We start from the raw sequence: 18,983 nt of genomic DNA, 5'->3' as shown, positions 1-18,983 counted from the left end.
AGTAGGCGGATGATTTGAGATATCAAACTATAAACCAAGTGCTTTTTGCAATAATGCTCTTACTTGTAGGAGGTGTGCTCCTTCTCGTTAATATAGGTGTCATTTCCTTGGAAATAACAGAGTTATTTGTCGTTTCTTATCCATTTCTGCTATTTGTCATTGCGACGATTCTTTTTATAAAAGCCTTAGTTGAAAGGGGAAATTTGTTTTTCTCTCTATTTTTATTACTTTTTTCTTCTATATTAATATTCGATCGATTTGGTAAATTAGATTTTGGATTTTGGGAGTTTTGGAAGCTTTGGCCCTATATGATTATTTACATTGCTGTTAGCATTCTGACTAGAAGAAACAAAATTAAGTTTCATTTTCAGGAGGATATGCCTATAGATGCGTTTAGAACCATGAATGAAAAAGGAAGGAAAAAGAGAAAAAGAGCTAGAGGATTTTCGATTGGTGATGTTAGTTTTAAACAAGCGAATTGGTCAGTAGAGCCAATGGAGCTTTATAACACAATTGGAGACTATTTCATTGATTTTAGCCAAGCATATATTCCGGAAAAAGAAACTCCGATCATCGTTCAAGGGTGGATTGGAGATGTCAAGATGATCATACCAGAAGATGTTCCTGTTTTTGTCCAATCTTATATTAAGGTAGGAGATATTCGTATCTTTGATAAGGAAACCGATTCAATCAATCGTGGATTAACTTATCAATCGCCAGGTTACGAGGAAGCTGTTAGAAAGTTAAAGATATCGATTGAGTTGAAAATTGGATCTGTACGTATTGATAAGGTATAGGTGAAGCTTATGAAGAAAAGAGTGGGGATTCGTTTCTGGTTTTTGCAAAGTTTTATTATGATGGCATTCATTAGTTCTCTTTGTTTCTTTCTAGGATTACAGATATATGTATTTAATGTGCAATCAAGCTTATCCATACATACAACCTTTTGGCTTACCCTCTATGTTTTTTTGATCCTATTGCTTATTGGGGGTTATTTTGGCATTAAGGGAAGTTATTTAATTAAAGGAAGATTGTCAGATATCTACTTGTTTATTTCTACGCTAAGAAGTGGGAAGTTTTCTGAGAGAATACCAGAATTTGAGAAGGATGAAATTGGCCTTATTACCGAAGAATTAAACCATTTGGCTGAATATATTCAGGATCAAGTATATTCCACGAGAAGATTAGCTGATGAAAAGACTGCGCTCGCACAGACTGCACATGCTGCTGCAGTCATGGAAGAACGACAACGATTGGCAAGAGATCTTCATGATGTGGTTAGTCAGCAATTGTTTGCGCTCAGTATGATTAGCTCAGCTACCATCCGAACATTTGATAATAACCCGTTAAAAGCGAAGGAACAATTAGAACAAATATCAGAAATTGCGGTTAAAGCACAAGGTGAAATGAGAGCATTATTACTTCATCTTCGACCAGTTCAGTTAAAAGATGATAGTCTATGCGATGGTGTAATCAAGTTAATTCAAGAGTTAAAATGGAAAACTGGCCTTGAATTTCAAGCAAGCATTGATGAGCTTGATTATGTTTCAAAAGCAATGGAAGAGCATTTGTTTCGTATTATTCAAGAAGCACTGTCCAATATTTTAAAACATGCAGAAGCTACAAAAATAACCATAACGTTAACTGAAAAGGAATCGTATATTTATTTGTTTATAGGAGATAACGGAAAAGGCTTCGACCCAGAGATTGTTCGTATGACGTCTTATGGAATGAAAACAATGAGAGAACGATGTGAAGAGATCGGTGGTATTTTTACGATTCGCTCCAAAAAGAAGGAAGGTACATATATTGATATTAGAATACCTGTGACCGGGAGGGGGACTGTATGATTAGACTAGCTGTCGTAGATGACCATGAAGTGGTACGTAAAGGAATTATCTCATATTTACAGACTGAACCAGATATGGAGATTGTAGGAGAAGCTAATTGTGGAAAAGATGCAGTGACTCTAGTTGCTGATAAAAAGCCGGATGTTGTTCTGATGGATTTACTTATGGAAGATGGTACGGGAATTGATGCAACCAAAGCCATTTTATCTTTTAACCCTAATTGTAAAATTATTATCATTACTAGCTTTTATGATGATGAACAAGTATTTCCAGCGATTGAGGCTGGGGTATATAGCTATATGCTAAAAACAGCAACGGCTGATGAAATCGTTCAAGCGATTAGAAAAGCGGCTCGAGGCGAATCAGTGATCGAACCAAAAGTTGCCAATCGTATGATGAGCCGTTTGAGAGTAAAAGAAAAGAAACCCCATGATGAGCTCACAGATAGAGAAATGGAAGTATTAATATGCATTGGTGATGGAAAAACGAATCAGGAAATTAGTAATGAGCTATACATCGGTGTGAAGACGGTGAAAACTCATGTAAGCAATATCTTGGGTAAATTACAAGTGGCAGATCGAACTCAGGCGGCCGTATATGCAAATCGAAATGGACTAATGAAATTTAAAGAGGGCCGGGATGGATAGCATTCCCGGCTTTTTTCTTATTCCTTTTCTAGCACAAGATGATATTTTGTCACAAAGGAAGGTCTAGAGAAGATTTGTGGTTTCTGCTGATCAATTCCTTTCTCGGTTCTTCTTTTCTCATGAGCCTTTTCATAAGCCTTAGACTCCTGCCAATTTAAAAAGTCCTTTTCTTCCTTCCATGCAGTCAAAATGATGTATGTATCGTTAGAAAGGGGACGTAGCACTCGAATGGCAACAAATCCAGGTTCCTGCTCAATGAGTCTTGCCCGATTTTTAAAGCGATACTCGAACACCGGCCTACCTTCTTCGCTAACAGGAATATTGTTAAACACAAAATATGCTCCATTTGCCAATTCCCCCGATTGATCAATGGCTTCATATTTCCTTGGGGAGGCAAAGACTGTATTCCCATCTGTTTCATGGATGAGAAGTGTTGTTTCATTATCCTGCATTAGGAGCATCTTTTCTTGAAAATGCTTTTCCTTTAATGAGTGCATGAACTCATAGGTCCCATTCGTCATAAAGATATTCATACTCTTTCACCCCTTATAATGTATAAATTAATTATAACGAGAAGAGCTAGCCAATCCTAATTTCAACTTGTTTTAGAAGAAAAACCATTATCTAAAAAAAGAAGATTTTTTGACAGATGAGGCGGTTATCTATACATCTATAGTAGAAAAAGCTATATTAGAAGATGTGTATGTAAGCGCAGTATTTTTAAAATATGAGTAAAGTATATTAAAATGGGAGTTAGCTTGTTTTTTGAAAGGGGTCAACATAATGGTAAGACAAATTAATGAAACATTTTTAAAGGCAGCAAGAGGAGAACAAACGGATTATACCCCTGTTTGGTATATGAGACAGGCAGGAAGGTCTCAACCTGAATATCGTGAAATTAAAGAAAAATACTCTTTATTTGAAATCACTCATCAGCCTGAGCTTTGTGCTTATGTAACAAGACTTCCAGTGGAGCAATACGATGTCGATGCAGCCATTTTATATAAAGATATTATGTCACCGCTACCTGCAATCGGAGTCGATGTAGAAATAAAATCAGGAATTGGACCGGTCATTTCAAATCCTATTAAATCATTTACTGATGTAGAGAAATTAGGCGAGATTCACCCAGAAGAGGATGTTCCATATGTGCTTGATACAATAAAGCTTCTAACGGAGGAACAATTAAATGTGCCCCTTATCGGATTTGCGGGAGCACCTTTTACACTAGCTAGCTATATGATTGAAGGTGGTCCTTCGAAAAACTATAACAAAACCAAATCATTTATGTACTCAGAACCAAAGGCATGGTTTGCGCTAATGGATAAATTGGCTGAGATGACTATTACATATGTGAAATCACAAATAAAAGCCGGTGCCCGTGCCATTCAGATCTTTGATTCTTGGGTTGGTGCCTTAAATGTTCAAGACTATCGCTATTTTATCAAGCCAGTGATGAACCGAATTTTTAGTGCACTTAGAGAAGAAAACGTTCCATTAATTATGTTTGGTGTGGGTGCAAGCCATTTGGCACTAGAATGGAATGATCTACCGCTGGATGTGGTTGGGTTAGATTGGCGTTTACAAATTGAAGAAGCTCGCCAAATGGGAGTTCATAAAACGGTTCAAGGAAACTTAGATCCAGCTATTTTATTGGCTCCATGGGAAGTAATAGAGGAGCGTGCCAAAGCGATACTTGATCAAGGACTTGCGCATCCTGGGCATATTTTTAACCTAGGACATGGTGTGTTTCCTTCCGTTAACCCTGAAACATTAAAGCGACTAACAACTTTTGTTCATGAATATACTGCAGCAAACAAGCGTAATGATTCTTAAGTGATAATTATTATTATATTTTAAGTATTATTACTAGCACTATCACGTTTTTTTTGGCAAAATAAATGAATGAGTGAAAAAATTGCTGAAATATCGTGAAGAAACAGGATGTGAGGGATATTATGACAAAGAAAGTAATGGGGCTTTTAGTAATGGCCTATGGAACTCCTTACAAGGAGGAGGATATTGAACGTTATTATACGCATATTCGCCATGGCCGTAAGCCATCTCCTGAAATGCTAGAGGATTTAAAAAATCGCTATGAAGCAATTGGTGGCATTTCTCCACTTGCAAAAATAACGCAAGAACAAGGAGAGAAATTACAGGAGCATTTAAATAGAGTTCAGGATCAAGTGGAATTTAAGCTTTACTTAGGCTTAAAGCATATCGAACCGTTTGTTGAAGATGCTGTGAAACAAATGCACGACGATGGCATTCAAGAAGCAGTGAGTATCGTGCTTGCGCCGCATTTCTCTACCTTTAGCGTAAAGTCATACAACGGACGAGCACATGAGGAAGCGGAGAAACATGGAAATCTTAAAATTACATCAGTTGAAAGCTGGTTTGATGAGCCTAAGTTTATTCAGTATTGGTCTGAGAAAGTAAAGGCAACTTTTGATTCTATGCCAGCGGTAGAAAAAGATCATTCGGTTTTAATTGTTTCTGCTCACAGCTTACCTGAGAAAATCCTTCAATCGGGGGATCCATATCCGGATCAGCTTCAAAAAACAGCTGATTACATTGCTGAGAGTGCCGGTGTAAAAAACTATGCTGTAGGCTGGCAAAGTGCTGGGAATACACCAGAGCCATGGCTTGGACCTGATGTTCAGGATTTAACGAGAGAGTTATACGAAAAGAATGGTTATAAAGCATTCGTATACACACCAGTTGGCTTTGTGGCAGACCATCTAGAGGTTCTTTATGATAACGATTATGAGTGTAAGATTATTACGGAAGAATTAGGTGTGTCGTATTACCGACCAGAAATGCCGAATTCACAACCATTATTCATTGATGCGATGGCGACAGTTGTACTGGACAAGTTAAAAGAGATAAAGTAAACAACTTTTAGAAAAGAAGGCGATTAACCGTGTTGGAAGAAAAAAAGAAGGTTGTCATAATTGGGGGAGGCATAACAGGTATAACAGCTGCTTACTACTTACAAAAGGAAGCTCGTGAAAAGGGCTTACCGATTGACGTATGTCTTGTTGAAGCAACGCATCGTCTAGGCGGAAAAATACAGACTGTTGTTCGTGACGGTTTTGTCATTGAAAGAGGTCCGGACTCCTACCTAGAGAGAAAGCAAAGTGCCACGCGTCTTGTAAAGGAAGCAGGACTGGAGTCAAAGCTTGTGAACAATACAGCTGGGAAATCGTATGTATTGGTTCAAGAGAGGCTGCATCCGATGCCAGGTGGTTCTGTTATGGGTATCCCAACACAACTGGCCCCATTTGTTACGACTGGACTATTTTCTATTCAAGGAAAGTTAAGAGCCGCAGCTGATTTTGTTTTACCAAAGTCAAATCCAGTTGAGGATCAATCATTAGGTACCTTCTTTAGGAGAAGATTAGGAGATGAAGTGGTTGAAAACTTAATTGAGCCACTTCTTTCGGGTATCTACGCAGGGGATATTGACCAAATGAGCCTCATGGCTACCTTTCCACAGTTTTATCAGGTAGAACAAAAATATGGCAGCTTAGTTCTGGGAATGAAAAAGGCAACACCCCAAGCTCCGAAAAAATCGACTGAAACAAAAAATAAAGGTATTTTCTTAACACTGACTTCTGGGTTACAGTCTTTAGTGGACGGAATTGAAGCAAAACTTGAGGTCGGGTCGGTGTTGAAGGGAATCCGTATTGACCGAATTAAAAAACTGGACAATGGATACAAGCTTGAGTTAAACAATGGAGACAAACTTGCAGCTGATGCGATTATCTCAGCGGTACCACATCATGTGACACATGCGATGTTTCAACAGTATGATTTCTTCGATCCTTTTGAACATATGCCATCAACTTCAGTAGCAACTGTTGCATTGGCTTTTCCAAAAGAAGCAGTAGAAAAGGATATCAATGGAACCGGATTTGTCGTGTCTAGAAATAGCGATTATTCGATAACTGCCTGTACGTGGACACATAAAAAATGGCCACATGCATGCCCTGAAGGTAGTGTTCTACTTCGATGTTACGTTGGTCGTCCTGGCGATGAGGCGATTGTAGATTTATCTGATGATGAGTTAACTAGAATTGTTCTTGAAGACTTGAATAAAACCATGAATATCACGATGGATCCTGATTTTGTTATTGTTTCAAGGTGGAAGGATTCTATGCCTCAATACACCGTTGGACATAAACAAAGAATTCAAACGATCAATGAGCATGTTGCGAAAGAATTGCCAGGTGTATTTTTAGCAGGAGCTTCTTTTGAAGGCTTAGGGATTCCTGATTGTATTGATCAAGGTGAGGCAGCAGTAAAAAAGGTATTACAATTTCTTTAATAAAATATTTTTAAGGGACTCTTTACTATGAGTCTCTTTTTCATGATTGACACAAACTCTAGAGAATGGTAAATTACTGATTATATAAAATGACCATTTTGTTCATTTGGTCAGTTTTTGAGGTGAAGATATGGGGATTGATCGAAAAAAACTCATTGTTGAGGCTGCGACAAAGTCTTTTTCACAGTTTGGCTATAAAGCTACGACCATAGACCAAGTTGCCAAAATTGCAAATGTTGGTAAAGGAACGATTTATACCTTTTTTAAAAACAAAGAAGAGTTGTTTGATGAGATTATATCTAGCCTGATTAAGGAGCTAAAAGTAACAGCAGATGAAGCATTTTTAGGCGATTTGCCATTTCATGAAAAGCTGCATCAAGCATTGTATCAAATCCTTGAATTTCGGATGAGCCACCAGCTTTCAATTAAGCTTTTTCAGGAAGCAAGAGAAATTGGTACACCTGCAGTAGTAGATGTGATTAATCGGATGGAATATAATATATTGAGAAATATTGAAGAACGAGTTGCCAAGGCCATTGAAACAGGAAGTATACAATCTTGTGACCCAAAGGTTACGGCGTTTGTTATGCTAAAGCTATATATTGCTTTAATTTTCGACTGGGAAAAAAATAATCGACCACTCGAAAAAGACGAGATAGCCAAGTTATTCGAACAATATATATTTAAGGGTTTAGCCAAATAAGCCCTTCTTTTTTGTTATAAAATGACCAAATGAACATTTTAGTCAGTTTGAAAAAAAGGGGAGAATAACAATTGAAAAATAATCTTCTAAAAGAAGAAATCACAGCGGTGTTTCGAAATCGGAAACTATTGATCCCACTTATTGCTGTACTTTTTATACCAGTTTTATATAGTGGGATGTTTTTATGGGCATTTTGGGATCCATATGATCACTTGAAGGATCTTCCCGTAGCGATTGTAAATGAAGATGAGGGTGCAACCTATGAAGGAAAAGAACTTCATTTAGGTGAGGACTTAGTCGCTAAGTTAAAGGAAAGTCAAGATTTTCATTTTGAGTTTGTTGATCGTGCAGTGGCAAACGATGACCTAGAAAACCAAAAATATTATATGATCGTCGAGATACCAGATGATTTTTCTGAAAATGCTACGACACTCTTAGATGAAAACCCAGAAAAGCTTACACTTACGTATATACCAAATGAGGGCTATAACTTCTTAGCTGCACAAATAGGCGGCACTGCTATTGAAAAGATTAAAGCCTCTCTTTCTGCAAAGGTAACAGAAACATATGCAGAAAGTATGTTTGACAAAGTAGGAGAACTTGCAGATGGAATAACAAAAGCAAGTGAAGGTGCGAATGATTTAAGCACTGGAACAGCTGATCTTTTGGCAGGGACTTCAAACTTTCATGACAAGCTAACCCAATTTTCAAATGGAACAGAAAAGTTCTCAGAAGGAATGACTAGTGCTACAAACGGGACAATTGCCCTCAATAAAGGGGCGTCCGATTTATCAGCAGGTTTAGGACAATTAAGCAGTGGCCAAAACGAACTTGTGACAGCCTCAAAGAGAATTCAAACGGGGCTAGGCAGTCTGCATCAAGGAATTACGGATGTTAACACAGGGCTAGAAACGGTGAATGATAAGGTTCCAGCGTTAATCGATGGAACAAGTGAGTTAATGGAAGGGGCTGCAACACTTGAAACCTCACTTGCTGAATGGCAAAAGGGTGCTGAGGCGGTTAATGGTGGTGTAAAGGCGCTCACTCAATCCTTACAAGCGGTGATTGCACAAATGCCTGAAGGACCGGAGAGAGCAGTACTTGAACAAACACTTGCCTCTTTAGATTCCAACACTCAAATTCTAGCAGAAAAATCGGCTCTTTTATCCGCAGGTGCAAGCAATCTTGAAAACGGCATGGGAACTTTACTAGTAGGACAAAAAGAGCTTCAAGGTGGATTACATCAATTAGAAGAAGGTACGAATGCTTTAGTAACAGGATCTACAGAGCTTTCTGCGGGACAAACAACGTTTGAGTCTGGCATGGAGTTATTTCAGCAAAAGCTTTCTGAAGCCTCAAATGGTGCCCAAAAGATTAGTGATGGTACAAATGGGTTAGTTTCCGGGGTTACAGAGCTATCGGAGGCTTCTAAAACCATTGCATCAAGTGCCAGTCAGTTACAAGAAGGTAGCGATAAAATTGTCGATGGAAACAACAGGCTACTAGACGGTAGCAATGAACTGTCAACGAAGCTAGCTGAAGGAGCAGACAAAGCATCCAGTGTTGATGCTACGGATAAAACATTTGATATGATGGCACAGCCAGTCGAAGTGAAGGAAAAGAAAGTGAATGAAGTATCAAACTACGGTACAGGATTCGCTCCATACTTCCTGTCATTAGGATTATTCGTAGGTGCTTTACTTTTATCCATTGTGTTTCCTTTAAAGGAGCCAGCCTCTATTCCTAAGAGTGGACTGAACTGGTTCATAAGTAAATTTTCTATTATTGGTGTAGTGGGTGTATTACAGGGGATTGTAGCAGCCACCGTGTTACTACTAGGTCTAGGATTACAGGTTGAAAGTATATTTTACTTTTATTTCTTTACGATTATTACTAGTATCACGTTTGTGGCTTTAATTCAATTATTGGTCACAACACTTGGAGATCCAGGTCGTTTTGTCGCCATTATTGTTCTTATTTTGCAATTAACAACAAGTGCAGGAACCTTTCCATTAGAGCTTATTCCAAACGCATTACAGCCGTTTAATTCATTATTGCCAATGACTTATTCGGTTCAAGGATTTAAAGCGGTTATTTCAAGTGGGGATTTCTCATTCATGTGGGATAACGTGTATATCCTTTTTGCGTTCGCTGTTGTTTGTGCGCTAGGTACCATTCTTTATTTTTCAAAAATGCATAAGCGCCAGTATCACGTAATGGCAGAGTAAAAAATAGCCCCAGTCAGCTGACTGGGGCCTTTATTGTAAACTATGAATCTATATGTTTGTTACATCCATGCAATGCTCGCACTTATTGCCATAGCATTCATGTTGTTCTTCAATTTTGTTCCCACATTGTACACATTCCTTTGGTGGTAAGTTTCTGAAAAATTCAACAATGCTCTCAAACATATAAGTTCCCCCTATTATGGTGTTTGAAACAGATTAATTATTAATTAAATTGTATTATAACAGTTTAAGTGTGTCAATCATTGTTTTACCTATTTTTCATAAATAAATAAAAAAGCTATAATAAACGATAGATATAATAATAAGCGGAGGGAATCGTTCAATGAAGCTCACAACGATAGGTTTTTGGGGTGGTTATCCAAAAGCAAATGAAGCTAGCACAGGCTATGTGTTAGAACATAACGGTTTTCAATTATTGATTGATTGTGGAAGCGCGGTTTTGTCTAAGTTACAAAATTATTACCAGCCTGAAGAACTAGATGCGGTTGTATTATCTCATTATCATGCCGATCATATTGCAGACATTGGCGCCTTGCAGCATGCTCGATTGATTCAAGGGTTTTTAGGGGCTCAGATGAATACATTACCGATTTATGCACATGATGGTGATGCGTATGAATTTTCTAAGTTAACGTACAAAACGATCACAAAAGGGATTGCTTATGATCCGAATGCTGAATTGAAAGTAGGTCCATTCACTATTCAATTTTTATTAACCAAGCACCCAGTTCCTTGTTATGCGATGAGATTTGAGGTGGATGGAAAAGCTCTTGTTTACACAGCAGATACTTCGTTTATTGAGGAGTTTGTTTCATTTAGTGAAGGAGCCGACGTACTTTTGTGTGAATGTAATTTCTATGCTAATCAGGACGGCAGGGGAGCTGGGCATATGAACAGCATTGATGCTGGAAAGCTGGCAGCTAGAGCAAATGTTAAGCAACTCGTGTTAACTCATCTTCCTCACTACGGAGAACTTCAGCAGTTAGTGGAAGAAGCAAAGCAACATTATAATGGATTAATAGGCTTGGCCCACACCGGACAAGTGATTGAAATTTAAGGAGAGAGAAGTATGTTATTTATTGATAATAAAGGAATTACTGATCCAAGAATAAATTTAGCAATAGAAGAATATTGCCTGAAAAATTTAAACATAGAAGAAACATATCTACTTTTCTACATAAATGAACCATCTATTATCATTGGTAAAAATCAAAATACGATTGAAGAAATAAATACGGATTATGTTGAGGGTAACGGAATTCATGTAGTTCGTAGGCTTTCAGGTGGTGGAGCAGTTTACCATGACTTAGGAAATTTAAATTTCAGCTTTATTACTAAGGACGATGGAGAAAGCTTTCATAATTTTAAAAAGTTCACGGATCCGGTCGTTGAAGCTTTGCGTGAGCTTGGAGTACAGGCAGAATTAAGTGGGAGAAACGACATTTTGGTAGAGGGTAGAAAAATTTCTGGTAATGCACAGTTCTCCACAAAGGGACGAATGTTCAGTCATGGAACGCTTATGTTTGACTCTGAAATTGACCATGTTGTTTCAGCATTAAAGGTACGCAAGGATAAAATTGAATCAAAAGGGATTAAGTCGATTAGAAGCCGAGTCGCCAATATTTCGGAATTTTTAACAGAAAAGGTTTCAATGGAAGAGTTTCGTTCCCTGCTGCTTGAGAAGATCTTTGGCGGTACAGAGAAGATAAATGAGCATGTGTTAACTGAGGAAGATTGGAAAAATATACACGAACTTTCAAAAGAACGTTATCAAAATTGGGATTGGAATTACGGAAAGTCTCCCAAGTTTAACCTTCAGCACTCGCACCGTTTCCCAGTGGGACATATTGATGTGAGGTTAGAAGTGAATAAAGGGGTGATTGAAAGCTGCAAAATTTATGGTGATTTCTTTGGAGTTGGTGATGTCAGCGATATAGAGGAAAAGCTAACGGGAATTCGCTATGATAAAGCTGTGATACAATTAGCGTTGGACGATGTAAATATTAAACATTATTTCGGTAACGTAACAAAAGAAGACTTTTTACAATTAATTTATTAACATGTTGGGGGACTATGAATGGCAATTTTAGTAACAGGTGGAGCCGGATATATTGGGAGCCACACAGTGGTAGAGCTTTTGAATCATGGAGAAGAAGTCGTGGTTGTAGACAATTTACAAACCGGTCATCTCCCAGCGGTAAAGGGCGCAACTTATTATCAAGTAGACTTACGCGATTCGAAAGCATTAAGTGAAGTGTTTTCAAAGCATTCGATTGAAGCCGTAATTCATTTTGCAGCAAGCTCTCTAGTAGGAGAAAGTGTAGTGAAGCCGCTCATGTATTACGAAAATAATCTTATTGCTTCACACTCACTGGTCTCTGTTATGGTGGAGCATCAGGTGGAGAAAATTGTGTTTTCATCAACAGCAGCAACATACGGAGAGCCAAAAGAGGTTCCGATTTCAGAGGAGTCAGAAACGTCTCCCACGAATCCATATGGAGAAACAAAGCTTGCAATGGAAAAAATGTTCCGTTGGTGTGACGGGGCTTACGGCTTAAAGTCGATATCCTTGCGCTATTTTAATGCCGCTGGGGCTCACCCGGATGGAATCATTGGAGAGGACCACACACCTGAAACTCACTTAATTCCAATAATTTTGCAGGTAGCATTAGGTCAGAGAGAGCATATTGGTATCTATGGTGATGATTATCCGACAAAGGACGGAACATGTATCCGCGATTATATTCATGTTATGGACCTTGCTAATGCTCACTGGTTAGCTTTAGAATACTTGCGTAAAAATGAAGTAAGTGAAGTGTTCAACCTTGGAAATGGCCGAGGCTTTTCGGTAAAAGAGGTAATTGAAACAGCAAGAACAGTTACAAAGCATGAAATTCCAGCTAAAGTTAGTCCACGTCGAGCGGGCGATCCAGCTGTGTTAATTGCATCATCTGGAAAAGCTCAGGAAACTCTAGGTTGGAAGCCAAAGTATAACCAGTTAGAAACCATTATTGAAACAGCATGGAATTGGCACCAGAACAATCCTAATGGTTATGAAAAATAGTATGTAGGTGGGGGCTCCGTGGGATGGAGCCCCTTTTGGGTGTTATTGAAGGATACGGTTTTGCTGATTGCTCTGCATGCCTTGCATATTTTGCATATTCTGCATTCCTTGTGTAGCTTGGATACCTTGGGAAACACCTGATGTAGCGAACGAATTGATTAGCTGTTGTGTATCTTCTTCTTTTAGCTGAGGAACCTGATAATATTCCTTTTTGTTTTGATATAAGAAGATTTCGTACGCCATTTCCAAATAGTTAGGGATACTATCCTGAAGCACGCGTCGAACAATCGGATTCGTTGCTTCACCGGCAGCCATCGTCATCGTTTGTGCAGATGACTTCATACAGCTAAGCATGAGAGATGATAAACACTTATCATCAATTTCGGCTGCAGATTGTTTCGGTTTAGTTGGTTGGGAGGATTTCATACCATAAACAACATCATTGGATTGCTTCATCATATAGCTAGAAGTTGGGTGACTTGGATCTTGTCCAGTTTTAAAGCACTCGACCAACACATTATATTGATCCGTAATAAATTGACGTTGTCGAACGACAATATCCTTTAACTCTGGATCCTTAATTTGTTGCTCGAACATTAAATATTGATCAATCGTACCAAGGGTACCCGAAATCACCTCATGCACATCAAGAATTTCATGTGCCCCATGATTCACAGTTCTTGCCATATTCGGTGAAGCCATCATATTATTTGTAGAAGCCGTTTGCATGTTGTTTTGCTGTTGTTGTGTTATCATCCGTCTCAACCCCCACTTTCGGATTTGTACAGCGAAATACCGTACGTGTCTATTATGGTGAAAGATGAGGGGGAGCATACGAGGTGAAAATTTGGGAAAAATGGTAGTTAGAAGAAGATAAATGAGTTTATGACGTGATAGGGGGGAAAATGGGGGCGATCGCGTCATAAGAAAAGGTTTATGACGTGAGAGCGGGGAGAAATAGGGGCGACCACGTCATAAGAAAAGGTTTATGACGTGAGAGCGGGGAGAAATAGGGGCGACCGCGTCATAAGAAAAGGTTTATGACGTGAGAGTGAGGAAAAATAGGGGCGACCGCGTCATAAGAAAAGGTTTATGACGTGAGAGTGAGGAGAAATAGGGGCGACCACGTCATAAGAAAAGGTTTATGACGTGAGAGTGAGGAAAAATAGGGGCGACCACGTCATAAGAAAAGGTTTATGACACGAGTACCCGGAAAATATAAGCGACCGCGTCATAAAAAAAGAAATATATAATCATTAATATTCTAAAAAGTAGGTCGATCTTTTATTACCGTATCTTTTAAAATTTTGCAAAAGTACTCTTCGAATTAACCTCTTCGACTTCACCACACCCCCGCACCACTCATAAATACCATTCGTAGTTACCAACTGATCCGGAAACAGTAGCATAAACTCCTTAACACTTCTAACGATTGCATCGTCAATACTTTCAATTGTTCCACATGTACAGACCAATCTCGTTTCTGTAGCTTCTTTGAAAAATGTGTAGCAATGGGAACAATAAATTCCCTTTTGCAGCATCTCATATGAATATTCTGGTTTCCTTTTTATAGGAGATGTCGTCAAATGATGAGTGAGAAGTTTATTTGCCATTTTCTCATGTAGGTGAGTCATTTTGGTTGGTTTGTTGGCGAGTGTTCTTAGTAAACGCTGGATTTGGGTAGGGTAGATAATGGGTGTTTTCATGGGGGCTTGATAGAGGGTGAACTCAGGGTTTACAAACACTAAAATTGGTTCAATAGGAAGCATACAGCCATGTTCTTGTAAAAAGCGTCGCAGCAAGGATTCGCTTCTTTGTAACTGTTCTAGAGGATTTTTAATTTCCTTATCTGATGAGGTATACCAACGGTCTCCTCTAACAAAAAAATCCCCTTCAAAATTTTTCACTTCAAACAACAAAACGGATTCTTGAAAAATTGCTAGGGAATCCATTTGAAAAAGGTTATTACCGGAATCAAGTAGAACATCATTTAACAGTAAAAACTCATTTGTCAATGTACTAATATATTGATCAAATAACAATTCGCCAGCGTAGCCCTTCTCAAGACGTTGGTAATGAGAAACATCCTTTTCAGACAAGCTCATTCGTAAAAATAAACTGCGATATAACAATAGGTTTTCCGACTCTTTTCTAGATTTAAGTAACATCTTCCACATCCTTTCTTTTTCAGTGTATATCTTCCCAAATGATTTGTCTAAAAATTCATAAATGTATGCGTTTACACTTGTAAGCCTAATAGCCAACCAATATAATGGAAGTAGGGGTTTATCAACAACTATGAATGAGTACTCATTCATAGTTGTTCTTGAACAAATCACACAACAACACACACACCTAAGACCACCATACGAACAAACCAAAACAACCAAATAAAGGGGATGGAGCGATGAATTTATCTGCTCAGTTACACGAGACAGCAAAAGCATTGCCTCAAAAAACAGCGTATTATTTTAATGACGAGGCTAGTACGTATGCTGAATTGGATGGGGCAATTACGAAGTTTGCTTCAGGGCTAGAGTCACTTGGGGTCAAAAAAGGGGATCATATTGCGTTACTTTTGGGGAATTCACCATATTTTGTTGTTAGTTTGTACGGAGCCCTGCGATTAGGGGCAACAGTGATACCGGTGAATCCGATTTATACTCCGGATGAAATTGGCTATATTATTAAAAACGGGGATGTAAAGACTGTTGTTGCACTGGATCTATTACTTCCACTTGCAGAAAAAATGCATCATTTACTGCCTGAGGTTGAAAATTACATCATTTGTGAAACACCTCAAGGTAAGGAACGTGGACTCAATAATAGCAACTTAACGGTTGGAGATAAGCTACATACATTTACAAACGTACTCGCATCGGGTGACTTAAGTTATCAGGGGCCAGAGCTTAATGAGGATGATGTGGCAGTGATATTGTACACATCAGGTACAACTGGAAAGCCAAAGGGTGCCATGCTCACTCACAAAAACTTATATAGCAATGCAAAAGATACAGGCGATTATTTGAAAATGAACGAGGACGACCGTGTTATTACAACTCTTCCGATGTTTCATGTGTTTTGCTTAACGGTCGCTCTTAATGCACCTTTATTGAGTGGGGCAACCATTCTTATTGATCCAAAATTTAGCCCTGCTGAAATCTTCCGCTTATCAAAGAAATATGAACCGACTGTATTTGCGGGTGTACCTACTATGTATAATTTTCTTTACCAATACGAAGCAGGTGATCCAAAGGACTTACAATCCTTACGATTATGTATTTCCGGTGGTGCCTCGATGCCGGTTTCCTTGCTCGAAAACTTTGAGAAGAAGTTCAACGTGCTTATTTCTGAAGGATACGGACTTTCTGAAGCTTCACCGGTTACTTGCTTTAATCCGCTCGATCGTCCGCGAAAGGCAGGTTCGATTGGTCAGTCCATTATTCATGTGGAAAACAAGGTTGTGAATGAATTAGGAGAAGAGGTTCCTGTTGGCCAGGTTGGTGAGCTTATCGTTTCTGGTCCTAATGTGATGAAGGGCTATTATAAAATGCCGGAGGAAACACAGGCGGCTATTCGGAATGGCTGGTTATACACCGGTGATCTAGCTCGAAAGGATGAGGAAGGTTATTTTTATATCGTTGACCGTAAAAAGGACCTCATTCTTGTCGGTGGTTACAATGTGTATCCGAGAGAAATAGAGGAAGTGCTTTATAGTCATCCCGATATAATCGAGGTGGCAGTGCTTGGCGTTCCTGATCCGGAGCAGGGGGAAGCGGTGAAAAGCTATGTGGTAACGAAGAATACAGAGCTAACAGAAGAGGACGTTCTTGCTTACTGCCGTGAGCGGTTAGCAAAATACAAGATTCCTAGTTCTGTAGATTTTCTTGAGGAGCTTCCAAAGAATACAACGGGAAAAATTTTACGAAGAGCGTTAAAACAACAAATCATTCAAGCATAGAATTAGTAAAAAGCAGGCTGAAATATGTCTGCTTTTTGATTGAGGCTGTTTTCGCAAAGATTGTTGTTAAAATCTAAAAGCCGATTTTAACGTAGAAATATTATTAAAATTAGGTTCCAAAAAGCAACAAAGTTTAAGAAAAGAGCTTTGATTGAAGGAGGAATGAGCGGTGAGCCTTATACTTTTTGAAAAAAAAGACTTCATCGGTTTTGTTACCTTGCATCGTCCGGATGCTATGAACGCTTTCAATTATGATTCCTTGCTGCAACTTCAGGCAATTGTGCAAAAAGTACGTCACGACCGTGAAGTTCGTGCTGTCTTATTCACCGGTGCAGGTGACAAAGCCTTTAGTGTAGGTGCTGATTTAAAGGAACGGAAACACCTCTCACCAGATGATGTGATGAGAAATGTACACAAAATCGGAGAAGTATTTTCAGAAATAAGTGAGCTTCCTCAACCAACCATTGCAGCAATCAATGGATACGCCTTTGGTGGTGGAATGGAGCTGGCTCTAGCGTGTGATTTCCGTCTTGCGGTAAAAGGTACTAAAATGGGGTTGACCGAAACGAGTCTTGGAATCATACCAGGTGCAGGTGGTACACAGCGCTTGCCACGTTTAATTGGTGAAACAAAAGCATTGGAGCTTATATTAACTGCTAGAAAAATAACAGCTGAACAGGCAGAACAATTAGGGCTCGTGAACAAAGTGACCGAGTCTGATGTTCTAATGAATGAATCCTTAAAGCTAGCAAATGAGATGCTTGCTAATGCCCCTATTGCTCTTCAGCAAGCGAAATTTGCCGTTCATCAAGGGATGAGTGTAGATTTGAATACGGCATTAAAGATTGAAAGGAAAGCTTATGAGGTAACGATACCAACTGAGGATCGTAAGGAAGCGTTACAAGCCTTTAGTGAAAAGAGAAAACCAAATTTTCAAGGAAAGTAGATAAAAGGACCAGTCGAATCGATTGGTTCTTTTTTGTAGTATAATAAATATTTAGAAAATTTATAAAAAAGACTTGTAGAAAAGAACGGCTCCTTATATAATAATAGTTAGATATTTTAGTGCATGAAAGCATAAAAGTAAAAAAGTAATAGAGAGAGAGTAAGAGGGGGAAATATTATGCTAAGAAAAATGAAATCACTCGCTGCCATTTCAATTGCAGGAGCATTATTCTTAAGTGGATGTGGTACTTCAGAAACAGATAATGCAAATGGAGATTCAGAAGTAAAGACACTTAAAGTCGGTGTAACTCAGATTGTTGAGCATCCATCGTTAGATGCTGCACTTGAAGGCTTCCAAAAAGCGCTTGAAGAGGAAGGGCTTGAAGTGGAATATGATGTGCAAATTGCACAAGGAGACCAAAATAATAACCAATCGATTGCTAACAACTTTGTTGGTGATAAAGTGGACTTAATTTTTGCTAACTCTACACCAAGTGCATTGAGCGCGTTAAACGCAACAAATGAAATTCCAATTGTGTTTACCTCTGTTACTGATCCTGTAGGTGCGGCTCTTGTAACGGCTATGGATCAGCCAGGAGAAAATATTACAGGTACAACAGATACACATCCAGACGCGATTCCGAATATGGTTAATTTTATGAACGAGAACTTTAGTGGTAGTACGGTTGGAGTTATTTACAATTCAGGTGAACAAAATTCAGTTGCCCAAATCGATCTTGTTAAGGAAGCACTAAAAGGGACAGACTTGAAGCTTGCTGAAGCTACGGTTTCTACTTCTTCTGAAGTAAAGCAAGCAGCTGAATCATTAATCGGTAAGGCTGATATGTTCTATATCATTACTGATAACACAGTTGTTTCGGCTTTAGAGTCTGTTATTCAAGTAGCTAATGATGAAGATTTACCGTTGTTTGTAGGAGAGCTAGATTCAGTTAAACGCGGTGGTTTTGCAGCATTCGGCTTTGACTACGGTGACATCGGTTATGAAGCAGGAGTTATGGCTGCGCAAATCTTAAAAGGTGAAAAGAAGGCATCAGAATTACCTGTTCAGTATCCACAAAACCTAAAGCTATTAATCAACCAAACAGCTGCAAAGGAAATGGGTATTGAAATAAAGGACGAGTGGAAAGAACTTGCGGAACTTGTAGACTAATGAATATTGGTTTGGGCTTCTGGATTTATTCCTTGAAGCCCTTCCGTATTTAAGAAAGGA

Annotated in this window: 18 protein-coding genes; 14 read left to right on the top strand and 4 right to left on the bottom strand. The window is 38.8% G+C overall.

Annotated features, from left to right (window positions below; genetic code table 11):
• The first annotated feature begins 14 nt into the window (after nucleotides 1-14).
• The 3 genes from liaF to ACVBAX_RS11385 are packed head-to-tail and all read left to right on the top strand — an operon-like array spanning nucleotide 15 to nucleotide 2,497.
• Nucleotides 15-797: a cell wall-active antibiotics response protein LiaF gene (gene liaF, locus ACVBAX_RS11395; protein WP_447117125.1), complete on the top strand. Its 783-nt coding sequence runs from the start codon at nucleotides 15-17 to the stop codon at nucleotides 795-797.
• Between the two features lie 9 nt (nucleotides 798-806).
• Nucleotides 807-1,850, top strand: a complete 1,044-nt coding sequence (locus ACVBAX_RS11390) for a histidine kinase (protein WP_447117124.1) — start codon at nucleotides 807-809, stop codon at nucleotides 1,848-1,850.
• Complete coding sequence (locus ACVBAX_RS11385) at nucleotides 1,847-2,497, top strand: response regulator (RefSeq protein ID WP_447117123.1); 651 nt, start codon at nucleotides 1,847-1,849, stop codon at nucleotides 2,495-2,497. Before ACVBAX_RS11390 ends, ACVBAX_RS11385 begins: the two co-directional genes overlap by 4 nt.
• Before the next feature lie 17 nt (nucleotides 2,498-2,514).
• Here the strand turns inward: ACVBAX_RS11385 and ACVBAX_RS11380 are convergent, their stop codons facing one another.
• Complete coding sequence (locus ACVBAX_RS11380) at nucleotides 2,515-3,030, bottom strand: antibiotic biosynthesis monooxygenase family protein (protein WP_447117122.1); 516 nt, start codon at nucleotides 3,028-3,030, stop codon at nucleotides 2,515-2,517.
• A 250-nt stretch (nucleotides 3,031-3,280) separates the two neighbouring features.
• Here ACVBAX_RS11380 and hemE point away from each other — a divergent pair, with 250 nt between their 5' ends.
• The 5 genes from hemE to ACVBAX_RS11355 all read left to right on the top strand — a co-directional run bounded on the left by hemE (nucleotide 3,281) and on the right by ACVBAX_RS11355 (nucleotide 9,761).
• Nucleotides 3,281-4,333 (top strand): uroporphyrinogen decarboxylase, encoded by a 1,053-nt coding sequence (gene hemE, locus ACVBAX_RS11375; RefSeq protein ID WP_447117121.1) that lies wholly within the window; start codon nucleotides 3,281-3,283, stop codon nucleotides 4,331-4,333.
• A gap of 122 nt (nucleotides 4,334-4,455) precedes the next feature.
• Nucleotides 4,456-5,394: a ferrochelatase gene (gene hemH, locus ACVBAX_RS11370; RefSeq protein WP_447117120.1), complete on the top strand. Its 939-nt coding sequence runs from the start codon at nucleotides 4,456-4,458 to the stop codon at nucleotides 5,392-5,394.
• A gap of 29 nt (nucleotides 5,395-5,423) precedes the next feature.
• Complete coding sequence (gene hemY / locus ACVBAX_RS11365) at nucleotides 5,424-6,830, top strand: protoporphyrinogen oxidase (protein WP_447117119.1); 1,407 nt, start codon at nucleotides 5,424-5,426, stop codon at nucleotides 6,828-6,830.
• A gap of 130 nt (nucleotides 6,831-6,960) precedes the next feature.
• Nucleotides 6,961-7,533 carry a TetR/AcrR family transcriptional regulator gene (locus tag ACVBAX_RS11360; protein WP_447117118.1) on the top strand — a complete coding sequence of 191 codons (573 nt, stop codon included), beginning with the start codon at nucleotides 6,961-6,963 and terminating at the stop codon, nucleotides 7,531-7,533.
• 71 nt (nucleotides 7,534-7,604) lie between these two features.
• Nucleotides 7,605-9,761 (top strand): YhgE/Pip family protein, encoded by a 2,157-nt coding sequence (locus ACVBAX_RS11355; protein ID WP_447117117.1) that lies wholly within the window; start codon nucleotides 7,605-7,607, stop codon nucleotides 9,759-9,761.
• Between the two features lie 48 nt (nucleotides 9,762-9,809).
• On the opposite strand, the gene yhfH is transcribed toward ACVBAX_RS11355, so the two are convergent.
• Entirely contained in the window at nucleotides 9,810-9,944 is a 135-nt protein-coding gene (gene yhfH / locus ACVBAX_RS11350; RefSeq protein ID WP_084362072.1) for a protein YhfH, read from the bottom strand.
• Nucleotides 9,945-10,104: 160 nt separating this feature from the next.
• On the opposite strand from yhfH, the gene ACVBAX_RS11345 reads away from it, so the two are divergent.
• Genes ACVBAX_RS11345 through galE form a run of 3 tightly spaced genes read left to right on the top strand, consistent with a single transcriptional unit; the run spans nucleotide 10,105 to nucleotide 12,846 of the window.
• On the top strand, nucleotides 10,105-10,839 hold the full coding sequence (locus tag ACVBAX_RS11345) for an MBL fold metallo-hydrolase (protein WP_447117116.1): 735 nt from the start codon (nucleotides 10,105-10,107) through the stop codon (nucleotides 10,837-10,839).
• Nucleotides 10,840-10,851: 12 nt separating this feature from the next.
• A complete protein-coding gene (locus ACVBAX_RS11340) occupies nucleotides 10,852-11,841 on the top strand; it encodes a lipoate--protein ligase (protein WP_447117115.1) in 990 nt (329 codons plus the stop codon).
• An 18-nt stretch (nucleotides 11,842-11,859) separates the two neighbouring features.
• Nucleotides 11,860-12,846: a UDP-glucose 4-epimerase GalE gene (galE, locus tag ACVBAX_RS11335; protein ID WP_447117114.1), complete on the top strand. Its 987-nt coding sequence runs from the start codon at nucleotides 11,860-11,862 to the stop codon at nucleotides 12,844-12,846.
• 42 nt (nucleotides 12,847-12,888) lie between these two features.
• Here galE and ACVBAX_RS11330 read toward each other — a convergent pair whose 3' ends face one another.
• The gene (locus ACVBAX_RS11330; protein ID WP_447117113.1) at nucleotides 12,889-13,602 is read right to left on the bottom strand and encodes a spore coat protein; all 714 of its coding nucleotides are present in this window, start codon (nucleotides 13,600-13,602) and stop codon (nucleotides 12,889-12,891) included.
• 500 nt (nucleotides 13,603-14,102) lie between these two features.
• On the bottom strand, nucleotides 14,103-15,014 hold the full coding sequence (locus ACVBAX_RS11325) for a nuclease-related domain-containing protein (protein WP_447117112.1): 912 nt from the start codon (nucleotides 15,012-15,014) through the stop codon (nucleotides 14,103-14,105).
• Nucleotides 15,015-15,253: 239 nt separating this feature from the next.
• Between ACVBAX_RS11325 and ACVBAX_RS11320 the strand changes: the two genes are divergently transcribed.
• The 3 genes from ACVBAX_RS11320 to ACVBAX_RS11310 all read left to right on the top strand — a co-directional run bounded on the left by ACVBAX_RS11320 (nucleotide 15,254) and on the right by ACVBAX_RS11310 (nucleotide 18,923).
• Complete coding sequence (locus tag ACVBAX_RS11320; protein WP_447117111.1) at nucleotides 15,254-16,807, top strand: fatty acid--CoA ligase family protein; 1,554 nt, start codon at nucleotides 15,254-15,256, stop codon at nucleotides 16,805-16,807.
• A gap of 169 nt (nucleotides 16,808-16,976) precedes the next feature.
• Nucleotides 16,977-17,753 carry an enoyl-CoA hydratase-related protein gene (locus ACVBAX_RS11315; RefSeq protein ID WP_447117110.1) on the top strand — a complete coding sequence of 259 codons (777 nt, stop codon included), beginning with the start codon at nucleotides 16,977-16,979 and terminating at the stop codon, nucleotides 17,751-17,753.
• Between the two features lie 177 nt (nucleotides 17,754-17,930).
• The gene (locus ACVBAX_RS11310) at nucleotides 17,931-18,923 is read left to right on the top strand and encodes an ABC transporter substrate-binding protein (protein ID WP_430776591.1); all 993 of its coding nucleotides are present in this window, start codon (nucleotides 17,931-17,933) and stop codon (nucleotides 18,921-18,923) included.
• Nucleotides 18,924-18,983: the final 60 nt, after the last annotated feature.

It is taken from the genome of Robertmurraya sp. GLU-23 (genome assembly GCF_052983275.1).
This window is presented reverse-complemented; position numbering and strand designations above follow the sequence as displayed.

Coding starts and splice junctions, on each gene's coding strand:
- ACVBAX_RS11390 (WP_447117124.1), top strand. CDS start 807: ATGAAGAAAAGAGTGGGGATTCGTTTCTGGTTTTTGCAAAGTTTTATT.
- ACVBAX_RS11385 (WP_447117123.1), top strand. CDS start 1,847: ATGATTAGACTAGCTGTCGTAGATGACCATGAAGTGGTACGTAAAGGA.
- ACVBAX_RS11380 (WP_447117122.1), bottom strand. CDS start 3,030: ATGAATATCTTTATGACGAATGGGACCTATGAGTTCATGCACTCATTA.
- hemE (WP_447117121.1), top strand. CDS start 3,281: ATGGTAAGACAAATTAATGAAACATTTTTAAAGGCAGCAAGAGGAGAA.
- hemH (WP_447117120.1), top strand. CDS start 4,456: ATGACAAAGAAAGTAATGGGGCTTTTAGTAATGGCCTATGGAACTCCT.
- ACVBAX_RS11360 (WP_447117118.1), top strand. CDS start 6,961: ATGGGGATTGATCGAAAAAAACTCATTGTTGAGGCTGCGACAAAGTCT.
- yhfH (WP_084362072.1), bottom strand. CDS start 9,944: ATGTTTGAGAGCATTGTTGAATTTTTCAGAAACTTACCACCAAAGGAA.
- ACVBAX_RS11345 (WP_447117116.1), top strand. CDS start 10,105: ATGAAGCTCACAACGATAGGTTTTTGGGGTGGTTATCCAAAAGCAAAT.
- ACVBAX_RS11340 (WP_447117115.1), top strand. CDS start 10,852: ATGTTATTTATTGATAATAAAGGAATTACTGATCCAAGAATAAATTTA.
- galE (WP_447117114.1), top strand. CDS start 11,860: ATGGCAATTTTAGTAACAGGTGGAGCCGGATATATTGGGAGCCACACA.
- ACVBAX_RS11330 (WP_447117113.1), bottom strand. CDS start 13,602: ATGATAACACAACAACAGCAAAACAACATGCAAACGGCTTCTACAAAT.
- ACVBAX_RS11325 (WP_447117112.1), bottom strand. CDS start 15,014: ATGTTACTTAAATCTAGAAAAGAGTCGGAAAACCTATTGTTATATCGC.
- ACVBAX_RS11320 (WP_447117111.1), top strand. CDS start 15,254: ATGAATTTATCTGCTCAGTTACACGAGACAGCAAAAGCATTGCCTCAA.
- ACVBAX_RS11310 (WP_430776591.1), top strand. CDS start 17,931: ATGCTAAGAAAAATGAAATCACTCGCTGCCATTTCAATTGCAGGAGCA.